Source organism: Telmatospirillum siberiense, assembly GCF_002845745.1.
Lineage (GTDB): Bacteria > Pseudomonadota > Alphaproteobacteria > Rhodospirillales > Magnetospirillaceae > Telmatospirillum > Telmatospirillum siberiense.
Map to the genome: position 1 here is coordinate 250,751 of NZ_PIUM01000003.1, position 15,709 is coordinate 266,459.

Sequence of the window (15,709 nt, forward strand, 5' to 3'; positions counted from 1 at the left end):
TGGAAAACGGCTGGCTCAGGCCTTTGGCGTCGGACGCCCGATGGAAACGTATTGGAAGCCGGCGGCGACCATGTCGGCCGGATTGTAGATGTTGCGCAGGTCGACCAGAATGGGGGCCCGCAGAAGCGACTTGACCCTCTCGAAGTCAAGCGCGCGGAATTCGTTCCACTCCGTCAGAACCACCATCGCATCGGCCGACTGCAAGGTCTCATACGCGTTTTCGCAGAAGGTTACGCCGGAGAACATGTGGCGTGCCTCTTCCATGCCTTCCGGGTCGAACGCGCGGATGGAGGCGCCCGCCTTCTGCAAGGCGGGAATGATCTCCAGGCTTGGCGAATCCCGCATGTCGTCGGTGTTCGGCTTGAAGGTCAGGCCCAGCACCGCGATGCTCTTGCCCTCGACCGAACCGGCGCAAGCGGCGACGACCTTGTCGGCCATCTTGCGTTTGCGCTCGTCATTGATGGCGACCACGGTCTCGATGATCCGCAGCGGCGCCCCCTTGTCGCGGGCCGTGCGCACCAGAGCCAGCGTATCCTTCGGGAAGCAGGATCCGCCGTAGCCGGGACCCGGGTGCAGGAACTTCTTACCGATTCGGCCGTCGAGACCGATGCCGCGGGCCACGTCATGCACGTCGGCGCCCACCGCCTCGCAGAGATCGGCGATCTCGTTGATGAAGGTGATCTTGGCGGCAAGGAAGGTGTTCGCCGCGTATTTGATCAATTCGGAGGTTTCGAGCGAAGTGAAGACGATCGGCGTCTCGATCAGATAAAGCACCCGGTAGAGCTGCTTCATCACCGCCCTGGCCCGGTCGGTCTCGGCACCGATGACGACGCGGTCGGGACGCATGAAATCGTTGATCGCGGAGCCTTCCCGCAGGAATTCCGGATTGGAGACCACGTCGAAATCGGCGTCGGGACGGGTTTCGCGGATAATCCGCTCGACCTCGCGGCCGGTTCCCACGGGCACCGTCGACTTGGTGACGACCACCGTGTAGCCAGTCAGGGACTGGGCGATTTCGCGGGCGGCATCATAGACATAGGACAGGTCGGCGTGGCCGTCACCGCGCCGGCTGGGCGTGCCGACGGCGATGAAAACGGCGTCGGCCCCGCTCACCGCCGACTTCAAATCGGTGGTGAAGGAGAGCCGGCCGCCCTTGACATTGTCGGCGACGAGGGCGTCGAGCCCCGGCTCATAGATGGGCATCCGGTTGGCGTGAAGCCCTTCGATCTTGGCGGCGTCCTTGTCGACACAGACGACATCGACGCCGAACTCGGAAAAACAGGCGCCGGACACCAAACCGACGTAGCCCGTTCCGATCATCGCAATACGCATGGAGGTTCCTTACGGCAAGCAGACGGCTATTTGAACTCTTTCAGAACTTCGGCCACCTGATCGTGCATGTCGGGCCGATCGAGGGCGAAAGACAGATTGGCGTGCAACCAGCCCACCTTGTCGCCGCAATCGAACCGGCGCCCCGTGAAACGCAGGCCGTGGAACGGCACGCTGTCGATGGTCTTGGCGATGGCATCCGTCAATTGGATCTCGTTCCCGGCGCCCTTGACCTGCTTGTCGAGAAAATCGAACACCCTGGGATGCAGGATATAACGACCGATGATCGATAGCGTCGAGGGGGCCTTGTCGGGTTCGGGCTTTTCCACCAACCCCTTGGCCCGGGCCAGACGGCCATCGTCGGTCAGGACGTCCAGAATGCCATAACGCTTGGTATGCTCGCGCGGCACATCGGCGACGGCGACCACATGCCCCCCCACTTCCGTATGGGCATCGACCAATTGCTTCATGCAGGCCGTCTTGGCGAGAATGAGATCGTCGGGCAGGATTACGGCGAAAGGCTCGTTATCCACCAGATCGCGGGCGCACCAGACGGCATGGCCGAGCCCCAGGGGCTCCTGCTGGCGGGTGTAGGAGACCTGACCCGATTTCGGCATCCACGAGGTCACTGCCGCGATTTCAAGGGTCTTGCCCCGTTCGCGAAGCGTCCGCTCCAGATCGGGAGCGTGATCGAAATGATCTTCAAGGGCGGTCTTGCCGCGGCCCGTGACGAAGATGAAATGTTCGATGCCGGCGGCGATCGCCTCCTCGACGGCATATTGAATCAGCGGCTTGTCGACAACCGGCAGCATTTCCTTCGGCATGGCCTTGGTGGCGGGCAGGAACCGCGTTCCCATACCGCCCACTGGAAAGACGCACTTGCGAACCCGACGCGACATTCAAGAATTTCCTTATCTTAGAACAAGATTTTCCACCCGGCGTTGGGCCGGCGATAGACAGCTTCTGTTTGTGCCACGCTCCGGCCCCGGACGCAACGGGCGCATAGGACATATCCGGCTCCAGGAGTCTCGGCCGCAGGCGATCTCCGCGCGATCGACGAGGTTCTGGAGATTCTGTTTGATTGAATAAATTATATTAACTACAACCAATAAGTTATTTTTCGACCTCGCCAAGCCCCACGGGGGACACTCCTCCCATGCGATCCGTTTTTTCGCGACTTTCCGTCGACAACCTGCGAACCGATCCTTTCCCTCATCTCGTGGCCGACGACGTGTTGCCGGCCGATCTCTACAGGGAACTCAGCGACGACTTCCCACCCTTTTCCGTCATCGCCTGGGACGGTCCGCCTCCCAACAACAAGCGCTATCCGCTGTCGGCCCATCTTGCCTTCGGCAACGAGCGCGTGCCGGCGGTGTGGCGGGATTTCCTTGAACTTCACAGTTCCCCGGCCACCCTCGCCGAGGTCGACGCGCTCCTCGCCCCCCATTGGGACCCGGCCATGCTGCGCTGCCTCGACGGACACGTCCGCGGCCATGAATACGGCCTTTACGGGCGCGACCGGGCCGAACCGGGACGCGTCCTCCAGGACGCGCGGCTTGAGATCAACACGCCGGTCAGCATGACACCCGGCACGCCGCGCGGCCCCCATCTCGATACCCGGAACCGCCTGTTCACCGGCCTGTTCTATGTGCGCGATCCCGCCGACCGCTCCGCAGGGGGCGATCTGGTACTCTATCGCTGGCGTGGGGCGATCCCCTCGCGGATCGACGCCTTCGCCTTTCCCGACGATCTGGTCGAACCGGTGGCCACCATCCCCTACCGCGCCAATCGCCTGGTGCTGTTTCCGCAAAGCCTCGCCGCCCTGCACGGCGTCAGCCCGCGGGCGGTCACCCCGGCGACGCGGCGCTATGTCTTCATCACCGCCGAGATCGGCGAGGATTGGCTAACCCCATGCGTCTCCTGATTCACGGCCTGCAGTCGAGCGGGGCCAGCACCTTCACCTATTTCCTGGCCGAGCGGCCCGATTGCCTGGCGCTGGTCGACATCCTCAATTTCTATGCCGCCCCTTACCTCGACACGTCCCTCGACCAGGTGGCCAAATGCACCGTCACCACCGCCTTCCCCTTCGCCCTGCATGCCGAACGCTTCCGGCCCGACCGGACGATCCTGCTGCTGCGCGATCCCAGGGACAATTACGTCAGCCTGCGCGCCAAGCCCTACCGGAACCATTCCGGCCTGATGGATGAAAAGTTCGCCCTGATCGAACGGCTGTTCCTCGGGCGCGGCAGCTTCGACGCGGTGATCGCTTACGAGGACTTCGTCGACCGCAAGCCGGTGGTGATCGAGACGGTGAACCGCCTCGGCTGGCCGGTTTCGGACGATTTTTACCGATTCGAACGTACCCAGACCGACATGGTGGCGGCCCTGTGGCGGCATGTCCCCGGCCTGTTTCGCGATTTCGAATTGTCCTTCGGCAACTGCGATCCCCGCGGGCTCCGGCCCGGTCGACGCGCCAAGCCCCGCGAACCCGAGGTGGAGGTCCGGCTGGAAGGCCTTTGCCCTAGCCTGCTGGATTTCTACCGAACGCGCGAGGCGGCCGGCGCATAGCGAGAAAGGCCGGCTGTTCCCCGCCCTCCTCCACCGCGAATCCCAGCCGGCGATAGAGCCTTTGCGCCGGATTGGCCGGACTGACCGACAGGGTCACCGGCAGTCCCTCCCCATCGGCGGCGGCGCAGACCGCCGCGAGCAGGGCCGTGCCCAGCCCGCGCCCCCGCATGGACCGACACAAGGCCAGATCGACCAGATGGATAAGGTCGGCCTGCCATAAAACCCACCAATGGCCGACGGGTTCCCGGTCGAGCGTCAGCAATGCCTCGCCGTCGGCGGGCCCGGCATGGGAATACTGCCGGCGGTATCCATCGCGGCGGGCACGGACCTGCAGCATGGCCATGTCGGCCGCCATCCCGTCCGGCAGGCCGGGACAGCGGTCGATGAAATCCTCGGCCACCATGGCGTCGATCAGCGCCCGCGCCGCCGCGTCGGCGGGCCGGCTGGCCAGGGAGGGGACCGCCGCCGCCAGTTCCCGCTCGAACCGGACGGCGACGGCAATCATTTCCCGCGACCCTCCCTCAATTGTAGGACGGATAAAGCCCTTCCACCGCGATGATGTAATTCATCGGACGGGTGGGCAAGGTCAGGGTGACCGGATAGCCAAGACCGAACGGCTGGACCGTCACCGAACCGCCGGTGATGCCAGTGGCCCCGGTGACCGGCAGGGTCACGGTCCCGCTGGCATTGCCGGTCACGGTCGCGCTGCCGGAAACCGACACCGACGTGCTGGTACCCAGAACCGTGTCTGGCGTGCCGGTCGCGTAGATCTTGGCCGGCGGACCGGCGGTCGTGGCCAGGACCGCGTTGGCCGTGGCGCTGCTGGAACCGGCGGCCAGCGTCGAAGCGGCGATTTTCGCCGTTCCCGTCGAATTGACGGTGGTCGGAGCGCTGAACGGCAGGGAGACCGTGCCGCTGGCCTGCAACGGACCGCTGCCGCCGCCACCGGTGCCGGCGAACGTGGCGCCATGAATGTGTTGCGGGATGTTATTCGCCGTGAGCTCCAATTGCATTTGGAGATAGGGTTCAACAGCCACGGGCCATGGGGCGTTGTTGGCGCCTTCAATCGGGGCGCCCCTGCTGTCGGCGCCGAAAGGTACGCAACTGCGCAAATCCGGAATGGCGAAATTGCTGGTTCCGTTGCCGCCGTAGCGCGTGCCGATGATGGAAAAAAGCGCGGTAAAGTTCTGGACGGACAACAATGTCCCGTCGCACACATGCCAGCCGTTCGGGATGCGCTCGCCGGCCCAGAGAAGGACCTGTCCGATATAGGGTTCCGCCATGATCATTCCTTTCAGGATAAGTGGGACGCCGGGGTCAACTACGGGGCGGATAAAATCCCTCGATGGCGATGATGAAATTGATCGATTGCGAGGGGACCGCGACCCCGAACGCCGCCCCCATGCCGGTTTGGCCGATGGAGACTTGGCCGCCGGTGATGCCGGTGGCCCCGGTGACCGGCAGGGTCACGGTCCCACTGGCATTGCCGGTCACGGTAACGCTGCCGGAAACCGACACCGACGTGCTGGTGCCCAGAACCGTGTCTGGCGTGCCGGTCGCGTAGATCTTGGCCGGCGGACCGGCGGTCGTGGCCAGGACCGCGTTGGCCGTGGCGCTGCTGGAACCGGCGGCCAGCGTCGAAGCGGCGATTTTCGCCGTTCCCGCCGAATTGACGGTGGTCGGAGCGCTGAACGGCAGGGAGACCGTGCCGCTGGCCTGCAACGGACCGTTGCCGCCGCCACCGGTACCGGTGAAGGTGGCGCTATGAGTATGCTGGGGCAGGTTGATCACCGTCAACGCCCCTTGGGCGACGAGATGACCGGGGCTGCCAGCGACGGGGGCGTTGGAGATGAAAGGACCGACGCTCGTCGTGCTGCCCAGCGGAACACGATTGCGCAGGTCCGGCAGAGCGAAATTCGCCTGCCCGTCACCACCATAGGTGGTTCCAAGCAGTGCGAACAAAGCCTGGTTGGCGTTGATTGGAAGCAACGTGCCGTCACACAAATGCCAGCCCCTGGGGACCCAGGGCACCGCCCAGAGCATGACGGTTCCAAGATAGACGTCCATGACAAGACCTCCCTACTTTTTGTCTGCCGAAGCCCTCAAAAGTTGTTTTTTTGAACACTATCACACTCATCGTTGTATATTTAAATATGCTATTCATCCATAATCACCCAGCGCATAGACAGATCGAATGGATCCTGACGACACAACCGCTGATCGTGAATTTATCAATGAAGAGTGATAAAGTTATCGACAGAATTCAATCGTTTGGCCGTATAAGGACAATCAAACATTTGCTTTAATTTTTATTTTCCGGCTCTTGGCTTGCCGGACGAATGCATAAGCCAAATGTATGTGCGATAAAACTTTAGGTTTCCGGTGGAGTGGTGGGGATGAAATCGGATTTTAATGATTTTGCGGTGGACGGCGGCTTTCCGTCGTCACCTTCAAGCGGACTTCGGCGTCATCGGCTGCCTTTCGGCGTGATGACCCTGGAACCCCGGCTGATGTACGACGGCGCGGCCGCCACCACCGCCGCCCACGCGGCCGCCGACGCGGCGGCCAAGGCCTTGATCCCCGCAGTGGCCGCCCCCGTCGAGGTACAGGCCGCCGACGCCTCCAAGGACGGCGGCAAAAAGGAAGTCACCTTCGTCGACACCTCGCTGGACAACTGGCGGCAACTGGTGGCCGATATCCAGGCGTCAAAGCCGGGAATGGCCATCGAGCTGATCGACGGCGGCAAGGACGGGCTGGCCCAGATGGCCGTCTGGGCGGAAAGCAACAGCGGCTATGACGCCATCCATGTCCTGTCCCATGGGTCCGAGGGCGTGATCGAGCTGGGGACCAACATCCTCACCGACGCCGGCCTGTCCAACGCCACCATCCAGGCCGAACTGGCCGAGATCGGCCATGCGCTGAACGCCGGCGGCGATCTGCTGATCTATGGCTGCGACTTGGCGGCGGGAACCGACGGGCAGAAGCTGATCACCGATCTGGCGGCGGACACCGGGGCCAATGTGGCGGCATCGACGGACAATACCGGGGCGTCCGATCTGGGGGGCAACTGGACGCTGGAATCGAAAACCGGCGTGATCGACGTCGCCACGGTACTGACGGCGGACAGCTCGCATTACAACGAACTGCTGGGAACGGTTACCTTCACCGGTGGCGAAAGTGTAAACGGCTCCGGCCCCTATACGGTGCTCGATACGGTTCCCGGCTATACGTCGGCGGGAAATTTCACGTTTTCGACGACGGCGTCCGGCAATCAATACATGGATTTCGAAACCGTCGCCAGCCAGGTCTTTACCGGCATCTATTCCCTGGACGGCACGAATGGGAACGGATCGAACGTCGTCCTCAAGCTCGACGCCCCGGCGGGATATGAATTCCAGCTCAATTCCCTCGCCTATCTTTTGGACAATTCCAACACCACCTTCACCATCACCTATACGAGCCTGTCGACGGGTACGCACACCATCACTGAATCGTCGCTGATTACCGGCGGCACCTATTCGACCGGAACCATTTCCAGCCTCGGCTCCACGCTCAGCGATGTGACGGAAGTCATCATCCAAACCGACGGCTATAGTCTTTACAACAACTTCGACATCACCAATGTCAGGGCGATCGGTCCAACGGCCGTGACCAGCGTGACGTCGTCGACCACCGACGGCGCCTACAAAGCGGGCTCCACCGTCAGCATCCAGGTCACCTACGACCATATCGTGACGGTCACCGGCGCGCCGGAACTGCGGCTGGCGACGGGAAGCACCAGCGAATACGCGACCTATGCCAGCGGATCGGGCACGAACACGCTGACCTTCACCTATGTGGTTCAGGCGGGCGACAGCAGCAGCGATCTCGATTACAGCAGCAGCGGCGCGCTGATCCTGAACGGCGGGACCATCACCGACAGCTACAACAGCGCGGCGGCGGCGCTGACGCTTCCCACGCCCGGCGCGGCGGGATCCCTTGGCGCGAACAAGGCCATCGTCATCGACACGACGGCACCGTCGACCCCGTCGACACCCGATCTGGCCACCGCCAGCGATAACGGAAGTTCCTCCACCGACAACATTACCAACGCCACCACGCCGGTCTTCACCGGCACCACCGAAGCCAATGCCACCGTTACCCTCTACGATGGTTCAACGGTCATCGGCACGGGGACGGCCGATGGATCGGGCAACTGGTCGATCACCTCCAGCACCCTCTCGACGGGCGGCCACACCATCACCGCCAAGGCCGCCGACGCCGCCGGCAATGTCTCCAGCGTCTCGTCGGGCCTTTCCATCACCATCGACACCACCGCTCCCTCCGCGCCGTCCACCCCCGATCTGGCCACCGCCAGCGACAGCGGCAGTTCGTCCACCGACAACCTCACCGACATCGCCACGCCGGTCTTCACCGGAACCGCCGAGGCCAACGCCACCGTCACCCTCTACGACGGCGCGACGGCCGTCGGAACGGCCGCGGCGGACGGATCGGGCAACTGGTCGATCACCAGCAGCACTTTGTCCTCGGGCAGCCACGCCATCACCGCCAAGGCCACAGATACCGCCGGCAACACCTCAGTTGCCTCGTCGGGTCTGTCCGTCACCATCGACACCACGGCGCCCTCCGTCGCATCGGACGTCCGGATTGGCAGCACGCCGACCAACGGAAGCAGCGAACAGTTCACGGTAACTTTTTCGGAAAGCGTCACCGGGGTGGACGCAACCGACTTCACCGTGACGACCACCGGAACCGTCGCCTCGACCGGTATCAGCGTGGCACTGGTCAGCGGGACGGTCTACACGGTGACCGTCACCGGCCTCAGCGGAACCGGCACGCTTCGCCTCGATCTCAACAGCTCGGGCACCGGCATCACGGACACAGCCGGCAATGCCATTTCCGGCGGCTACGCCAGCGGGCAGACCTATACCATCGACACCGCGGCGCCGTCGGCGCCCACGACGCCCGATCTGGCCACCGCCAGCGACAGCGGCAGTTCGTCCACGGACAACATTACCAGCGCCACCACGCCGACCTTCACCGGAACCGCCGAGGCCAATGCCACCGTCACCCTCTACGACGGCGCGACGGTCATCGGAACCGGCACGGCGGACGGGTCGGGCAACTGGTCGATCACCAGCAGCACTTTGTCCTCGGGCGGTCACACCATCACCGCCAAGGCCACCGATGCCGCCGGCAACGTCTCCGCCGCCTCTTCGGGCCTTTCCGTTACCATCGATACCGCCGCTCCGTCGGCGCCCTCGACCCCCGATCTGGCCACCGCCAGCGACAGCGGCAGTTCGTCCACCGACAACATCACCAACGTCACCACGCCGACCTTCACCGGAACCGCCGAGGCCAATGCCACCGTCACCCTCTACGACGGCGCGACACTCATCGGAACCGGCACGGCGGACGGGTCGGGCAACTGGTCGATCACCAGCAGCGCTTTGTCCTCGGGCGGTCACACCATCACCGCCAAGGCCACCGATACCGCCGGCAACGTCTCCGCCGCCTCTTCGGGCCTTTCCGTCACCATCGACACAGCCGCTCCGTCGGCACCCTCGATGCCCGATCTGGCCACCGCCAGCGATAGCGGCAGTTCGTCCACGGATAACGCCACCAGCGTCTCCACGCCGGTCTTCACCGGAACCGCCGAGGCCAACGCCACCGTCACCCTCTACGACGGCGCGACGGCCGTCGGGACGGCCACGGCGAACGGATCGGGCAACTGGTCGATCACCAGCAGCACTTTGTCCTCGGGCAGCCACGCCATCACCGCCAAGGCCACAGATACCGCCGGCAACGTCTCCGTCGCCTCCTCTGGCCTTTCGGTTACCATCGACACCACCGCGCCCGTCGTCTCGTCGGTCAGCGCGCCGGCCGTCACCTCGACCGGCGGCACCTCCTACAGCTTCGACGTGGTCTATAGCGGCACCGGCACCGGCATCGACAGCGGCACCATCGACCTGACGAACGTCACGGTCACCAAGCCGGGCGGGGGCACCCTGACCGTCACCTCGGTCACCTGGAACGCCGGCACCAACACCGCCACCTATACGGTATCGCCGCCCTCCAGCAGTTGGCAGACCTCGGATGTCGGCACCTACACCATCGCCATGATCGCCGGCCAGGTGAAGGATCTGGCCGGAAACGCCGTGGCGGCCAACGCCACGGAAGCCACCTTCGTGGTGGGCTTCGGCCCGCTCGTCACCGCCGGCCATTCCAGCAGCTTCAGCGAGGGCGGAGCCGCCGCCGTCATCGATTCCGCCCTGACCCTGAGCGACACCAACAGCGCCAACACGGCCCAAACCATCGCCAGCGCCACGGTGACCATTTCCAGCGGCTTCCTGACCGGCGACACGCTCGGCTTCACCAGCCAGAACGGCATCACCGGCAGCTATAACGCCGCGACCGGCGTGCTCACTCTCTCCGGCACGGCCAGCATCGCCAACTATCAGGCGGCGCTGGAGTCCGTCACCTTCGGCACCGCCAGCCACAATCCCACCAACTATGGCGCCAACACCGCGCGCACCATCACCTGGCAGGTCGACGACGGACAGTCGAGCGACAACATCGGATCCGGTACCACCACGGTCAGCATCAATGCGACCGACGACGCGCCCGCCCTCGCCAACGCCGGCAACACGGCCAGCTATACGGAAGCCGGCGCCGCCGCCACGCTGTCGTCGGCCATCACCGCCAGCGACCTCGACAACCAGACGCTCAGCGGCGCTACGGTTTCGATCTCCAGCGGTTTCTTCACCGGCGACACGCTCGGTTTCACCGGCCAGAACGGCATCTCCGGCAGCTACAACGCCTCCACCGGCGTGCTCACCCTTTCCGGCTCGGCCAGCCTCGCCAACTATCAGGCGGCGCTGGAATCCATCACCTTCGGTTCCTCCAGCCAGAACCCCACCAACTACGGCGCCAATACCTCGCGCACCATCAGCTGGACGGTGAACGACGGCAGCCTCAACAGCACCGCCGTCACCAGCACCGTCTCGATCACCGCCGTCGACGGCGCTCCCAGCTTAAGCGGCGCCGGCAACACGTCCAGCTATACGGAGGCCGGCGCCGCCGCCACGCTCTCGTCGGCCATTACCGTAAGCGACGTCGACAACCAAACGCTGGGCAGCGCCACGGTTTCGATCTCCAGCGGCTTCCTGGCCGGAGACACGCTCAACTTCACCAGCCAGAACGGCATCACCGGAAGCTACAACGCCTCCACCGGCGTGCTCACCCTTTCCGGCTCGGCCAGCCTGGCCAATTATCAGACGGCGCTGGAATCCGTCACCTTCAGCTCCTCCAGCCAGAACCCCACCAACTATGGCGCCGACACCGCGCGTACCATCAGCTGGACGGTGAACGACGGCAGTCTCAACAGCACAGCCGTCACCAGCAGCGTCTCGATCACCGCCGTCGACAACGCGCCCAGCTTAAGCGGCGCCGGCAGCACGGCCGCCTATGCGGCGGGCGGCGGCGCGGTGAGCCTCGATCAGGCCATCACCGCCAGCGACGCCGACAACCAGACCCTTTCCGGCGCCACGGTCGGCATTTCCGGCGGGTTCGCCAGCGGCGACGTCCTGGCGGCGACGACCTCCGGGACCGGCATCAGCGCCAGCTACAACGCCGCCACCGGGATCATGACGCTCAGCGGCGGCGATACGCTGGCCCATTACCAGCAGGTTCTGGACTCGCTCACCTTCCAGACCACGTCGGCCAGCACCACCACCCGCACGGTTTCCTGGCAGGTCACCGACGGCACACTTCCATCGTCGGCGGTCACCACCAGCGTCACGCTGTCCAACGGACCGACCTTGGGCGGCGCGGGCAATACCGCCCTTTATGCCGAACGGGGCACCGCGGCCATCCTTGATGGCGGCTTGACCGTCAGCGATCCCGGCACCACGGTAACCGGGGCGACGGTGGCTATTACCGGCGGCCTAACGGCCGGTGACCAGCTCAACTTCACCAGCCAGAACGGCATCACCGGAAGCTACAACGCCGCCACCGGCGTGCTCACCCTCTCCGGCTCGGCCAGCGCCGCCAGTTACCAGGCGGCGCTCTCCTCGGTCAGCTTCAGTTCGACCAGCAGCGATCCGACGCTCGTCAGCGCCACCCGGACCATCAGTTGGACGGCCAGTGACGCCACCATCACCAGCCAGACGGCCACCAGCAGCGTCACCGTCACCGCCGTCAACGATGCCCCGGCCATCAGCCTGCCGGGCAGCCTCTCGGTCAGCGATACCCAGGCGCACGCGCTGCCGACGGCCATCCAGATCAGCGACGCCGATGCGCGAGGCGGAACCGAAACCATCACCATCACCGCCGCTCAAGGCGGCATCCTGCGCATAGGCGCCACCGGCGCGGGGCTCACGGTCAGCGGAAACGGAAGTTCGGCGATCACCCTGTCGGGATCGCTCTCCGCCCTCAACGGCGCGCTGACGGGCCTCACCTACCAGGCGCTCAGCACCGCCCAAGGGTCGGATACGCTGACGGTGACGGTCAACGACCAGGGGAACAGCGGCGGTCCCGCCCAAACGGCCAGCGGCAGCATCGCCGTCACCGTCGTGGCGCCGACGATCACTCCGCCGACGCCGGTCGAGACGATCATGAGCAGCGTCACGACCACCACCAGCACGGCCCAGGCCGTCCAGACATCCGCTCCGCTGGTGACGATTGCTCAAGACACCTTTTCCGCCGGGCTGGAAACCGTCGTCACGACGAGCAGTCTGGGCGCCCGCCCGTCCGGCATGCAGACGGTCGTCTCCTCCGGTACGGGCGTGACGGTCCAATCCACGCCCCCCGTCACCTTGACGCCGCTCGTCGCGACATCGTCGCCGGTCTCGGGCGGACTTTCGGTGATGGTGATCAGCGATCCGCAGCATCTCGGTCTTTCGGAAGTGGTGGTCGCCAGGCCGATCGGCCAGGTGACGGCGACCGGCGGCCGGGTCGACTTCACCGTACCCACCGACGCCTTCGCGGTAACCCAGGCCAGTATGTCGGTGACGTTGACCGCGGTCCAAGCCGACGGTCGCCCGCTCCCCTCCTGGCTGAGCTTCAATCCGGCCACCGGCAAGTTCGAAGGGACCGCGCCGCCGGGTGCCCGCTCGGTGGAGATCAGGGTGACGGCCAGGGATGGCCAGGGGCACCAGGCGGTGCAGATCTTCCGGCTCAATGTTACGGCCAATAACGCCGACGCCGGAGAGACGGGGAAGGCCGTCAGACAGGCCGCCGCGACCGGCCGGGCCGGCCTGTCGGATCAGTTGCGGACGATGGGGCGGGATGGACGCATGGCGAAAATCCTCGCGCTGATCGGCGGCCGGGCGGCCTGAGAGAAATCGAGACATAGCACATAGGACAGACAAGATATGGGGGACTTGAGGATGTGGGGATTCGGTGGGGATCGTCGCCGTCTGGCGATGTCTGTGTCCTTGGTGGCGTTGCTTTCGGCCTGCGCGGTGAAGCCCGAACCGCTCCAGCCAGCCGATCTGGCCCGGCAGGCCGCGGAAGACCGTCAGGCGATGTTCGCCACCGAACCGGCCCCGGCGGCGCCGCTCACCATGGCCGACGCCATCGCCCGCGCGCTCAAATACAATCTCGACAAGCGGGCGAAGATGATGGAAGAAGCCCTGGCGCTGGGCCAGACCGACCTCGATAAGTTCGAGTTGCTACCGCATGTGGCCGCGCAAGCCGGCTACGCGGGGCGCAACGTCCCCTACATCGCCCGTTCGACCGACGTGGTCACCGGCCTGCCGTCCAACGCCAATCCCACCGTCTCGCAGGATCGCGACCGCCGGGTCGGCGATCTGAGCATCTCCTGGAACATTCTCGACTTCGGCGTCTCCTATTACACCGCCCATCAGGATGCCGACCGGGCGCTGATCGCCGGTGAACGGCGGCGCAAGACGGTCAACATCCTGGTTCAGGAGGTCCGTTACGCCTTCTGGCGCGCCGCCGCCTATCAGGTTCTCAAACCGTCCGTCGAGAGGGCGGTGACCGAGGCCAGGGAGGCTCTCGAAACCTCGCGCACGGTGGAGCAGGAGAACCTCAAGGCCCCGGCCGAGGCATTGCGCTATCAGAAGACGCTGTTGGAAACCCTGCGCCAGTTGACAAGCATCGAGGAGGAACTGTCCACCGCGCAGATCCAGTTGGCCGCCCTGATCAACCTGCCGCCGGGCAGCGAGATCACCCTGGCGGTGCCCGACCAGATGCCGACGCCTCAAGTGACCATGCCGATAGAGAAAATGGAGGAGGTCGCCTTCCTCAACAATCCCGACCTGCATGAACAGGCCTATCTGGCCCGGATCGCGGTGGATGACACTCGCAAGGCCATCCTACGCATCCTGCCGGGCATTTCCCTGTCCGCCTCCGGGCGTTACGACAGCAACTCCTACCTCGTCGACAAGCGCTGGTACGAAACCGGTGCCATGATGTCGTGGAACCTGATCAACTTGGTCTCGGCCCCGGCCCAGATCGATTTCGCCGAAACCAACGAGGAGGTCGCCCAGGCCCGCCGGCTGGCGCTACGCATGGCGGTCCTCGCCCAGGTCCATCTGGCCGAGCGGCAGTTCCACAACGCCGAAAGCCAATACCACCAGGCCGGCGACCTGTGGGTCGTCGACTCCAAGCTGGCCAAGCTCTCGAAGGACAGGGCGTCCAACGACGCGCAAGGCGTTCTGGAACGGGTCTGGAACGACACCTCCGCCATCACCTCCCATCTGAGGCTGTTCCAGACCTATGCCCAGGTCCAGGACGCCTACGCGAAAATCCTGTCCACCCTGGGCGAGGACGTGATCCCGCCCGAGACCACCAATGGCGATCTTTCGAGCCTGAGCCAGGCCATCTCGAGCAGACTGGAAAACGGGGACGGCCACAAACCCGATCCGGCCGCCGCCGGCCCCCAGACGGACCAGGACGCGGGCAAGGAGGATGGGCGCGGCGTCGGCGATCGTTCGGTCGACTATCTGGAACATCTCTACCGGGCCTATCTGCGTCCGCTGTTCAGCGCCGTTTCCGACACATCGCGGGGAGCAGCCTGACAGATGGCCCGCCTCACAGGTTTCGGCGCCGCGCTCGCGGTCCTGTTCCTTCCGCTCGCCGAACCGGCCTCGGCCCAGGATGCCCCCCAGGAAATCCGCGCCCAGTTGACTCCGCGCGAATCGACGACGCTGGCCGCCGAGATCGGCGCCAAGGTGGAACGCCTGGGCGCCCGGGAAGGCGAGCGGTTCCGCAAGGGACAGATCCTCGCCGCCTTCGACTGTTCGGTACAGAAATCCCAGGTCACCGAGGCCCGCGCCGCGCTGACGGCGGCCGAGCGGACGGTGGCGGTCGACCGCCGGCTGTTCGAACTCAAGAGCATCGGCGGCCTGGAGAAGGACCTCGCCGCGGCGGAAGAGGAAAAAGCCCGCGCCAAGGTGGCCGAAGGAATGGCGGTACTGGCCAAATGCACCATCTTCGCCCCCTTCGACGGCCGCGTCGCCGAGCAGAAGGTGCATCCCCAGCAATTCGTCCAGTTGGGCCAGCCTCTGATGGACATCCTGGACGATTCGGTGCTCGAGCTGGAATTCGTCGTCCCATCGCGTTGGCTGGCCTGGTTGAAGCCGGGCTACGCCTTCCAGGCGGCGATCGACGAGACCGGACGCACCTACGCCGCCAATTTGAGCCGAATCGGAGCGCGCATCGACCCGGTGACGCAGACGGTCAAGGTGGTCGGTGTGATCAGCGGACCGCATGCCGACCTTCTGGCCGGAATGAGCGGACGGATCTTGATCACCCCTCCGCCCGGACTTGCCCATTGACGGAGCCG

The 15,709-nt window shown here is 64.9% G+C and carries 10 protein-coding genes; 5 read left to right on the plus strand and 5 right to left on the minus strand.

What is annotated here, in order from left to right; genetic code table 11:
• Positions 1-15: 15 nt before the first annotated feature.
• Together CWS72_RS04805 and galU are read right to left on the minus strand one after the other, a co-directional pair.
• Positions 16-1,332, minus strand: coding sequence for a UDP-glucose dehydrogenase family protein (locus CWS72_RS04805; RefSeq protein WP_101249422.1), 1,317 nt, complete (start codon positions 1,330-1,332; stop codon positions 16-18).
• Between the two features lie 26 nt (positions 1,333-1,358).
• Positions 1,359-2,228, minus strand: a complete 870-nt coding sequence (galU, locus tag CWS72_RS04810) for a UTP--glucose-1-phosphate uridylyltransferase GalU (protein ID WP_101249423.1) — start codon at positions 2,226-2,228, stop codon at positions 1,359-1,361.
• Positions 2,229-2,485: 257 nt separating this feature from the next.
• On the opposite strand from galU, the gene CWS72_RS04815 reads away from it, so the two are divergent.
• Together CWS72_RS04815 and CWS72_RS04820 are read left to right on the plus strand one after the other, a co-directional pair.
• Complete coding sequence (locus CWS72_RS04815) at positions 2,486-3,253, plus strand: 2OG-Fe(II) oxygenase (RefSeq protein WP_101249424.1); 768 nt, start codon at positions 2,486-2,488, stop codon at positions 3,251-3,253.
• Positions 3,241-3,897, plus strand: coding sequence for a hypothetical protein (locus tag CWS72_RS04820; RefSeq protein ID WP_101249425.1), 657 nt, complete (start codon positions 3,241-3,243; stop codon positions 3,895-3,897). Before CWS72_RS04815 ends, CWS72_RS04820 begins: the two co-directional genes overlap by 13 nt.
• On the opposite strand, the gene CWS72_RS04825 is transcribed toward CWS72_RS04820, so the two are convergent.
• The 3 genes from CWS72_RS04825 to CWS72_RS04835 are packed head-to-tail and all read right to left on the minus strand — an operon-like array spanning position 3,851 to position 5,964.
• On the minus strand, positions 3,851-4,402 hold the full coding sequence (locus CWS72_RS04825) for a GNAT family N-acetyltransferase (protein ID WP_101249426.1): 552 nt from the start codon (positions 4,400-4,402) through the stop codon (positions 3,851-3,853). The genes CWS72_RS04820 and CWS72_RS04825 overlap by 47 nt on opposite strands.
• 16 nt (positions 4,403-4,418) lie before the next feature.
• Positions 4,419-5,180, minus strand: a complete 762-nt coding sequence (locus CWS72_RS04830) for a phage tail protein (protein WP_158240511.1) — start codon at positions 5,178-5,180, stop codon at positions 4,419-4,421.
• A 34-nt stretch (positions 5,181-5,214) separates the two neighbouring features.
• Positions 5,215-5,964, minus strand: coding sequence for a phage tail protein (locus CWS72_RS04835; RefSeq protein ID WP_101249428.1), 750 nt, complete (start codon positions 5,962-5,964; stop codon positions 5,215-5,217).
• Between the two features lie 329 nt (positions 5,965-6,293).
• Here CWS72_RS04835 and CWS72_RS28575 point away from each other — a divergent pair, with 329 nt between their 5' ends.
• The 3 genes from CWS72_RS28575 to CWS72_RS04850 are packed head-to-tail and all read left to right on the plus strand — an operon-like array spanning position 6,294 to position 15,701.
• Positions 6,294-13,235, plus strand: a complete 6,942-nt coding sequence (locus tag CWS72_RS28575; RefSeq protein ID WP_101249429.1) for an Ig-like domain-containing protein — start codon at positions 6,294-6,296, stop codon at positions 13,233-13,235.
• A 51-nt stretch (positions 13,236-13,286) separates the two neighbouring features.
• Positions 13,287-14,942, plus strand: coding sequence for a TolC family protein (locus CWS72_RS04845; protein ID WP_101249430.1), 1,656 nt, complete (start codon positions 13,287-13,289; stop codon positions 14,940-14,942).
• 3 nt (positions 14,943-14,945) lie between these two features.
• Positions 14,946-15,701: an efflux RND transporter periplasmic adaptor subunit gene (locus CWS72_RS04850; RefSeq protein WP_101249431.1), complete on the plus strand. Its 756-nt coding sequence runs from the start codon at positions 14,946-14,948 to the stop codon at positions 15,699-15,701.
• The last annotated feature ends 8 nt before the right edge of the window (positions 15,702-15,709 follow it).

What these genes read in the sequence shown, in the direction of transcription:
- CWS72_RS04830 (WP_158240511.1), bottom strand. Translation starts at nt 5,180, where the DNA reads ATGGCGGAACCCTATATCGGACAGGTCCTTCTCTGGGCCGGCGAGCGC.
- CWS72_RS04845 (WP_101249430.1), top strand. Translation starts at nt 13,287, where the DNA reads ATGTGGGGATTCGGTGGGGATCGTCGCCGTCTGGCGATGTCTGTGTCC.
- CWS72_RS04805 (WP_101249422.1), bottom strand. Translation starts at nt 1,332, where the DNA reads ATGCGTATTGCGATGATCGGAACGGGCTACGTCGGTTTGGTGTCCGGC.
- CWS72_RS04825 (WP_101249426.1), bottom strand. Translation starts at nt 4,402, where the DNA reads ATGATTGCCGTCGCCGTCCGGTTCGAGCGGGAACTGGCGGCGGCGGTC.
- CWS72_RS04815 (WP_101249424.1), top strand. Translation starts at nt 2,486, where the DNA reads ATGCGATCCGTTTTTTCGCGACTTTCCGTCGACAACCTGCGAACCGAT.
- CWS72_RS04820 (WP_101249425.1), top strand. Translation starts at nt 3,241, where the DNA reads ATGCGTCTCCTGATTCACGGCCTGCAGTCGAGCGGGGCCAGCACCTTC.
- galU (WP_101249423.1), bottom strand. Translation starts at nt 2,228, where the DNA reads ATGTCGCGTCGGGTTCGCAAGTGCGTCTTTCCAGTGGGCGGTATGGGA.
- CWS72_RS04835 (WP_101249428.1), bottom strand. Translation starts at nt 5,964, where the DNA reads ATGGACGTCTATCTTGGAACCGTCATGCTCTGGGCGGTGCCCTGGGTC.
- CWS72_RS04850 (WP_101249431.1), top strand. Translation starts at nt 14,946, where the DNA reads ATGGCCCGCCTCACAGGTTTCGGCGCCGCGCTCGCGGTCCTGTTCCTT.
- CWS72_RS28575 (WP_101249429.1), top strand. Translation starts at nt 6,294, where the DNA reads ATGAAATCGGATTTTAATGATTTTGCGGTGGACGGCGGCTTTCCGTCG.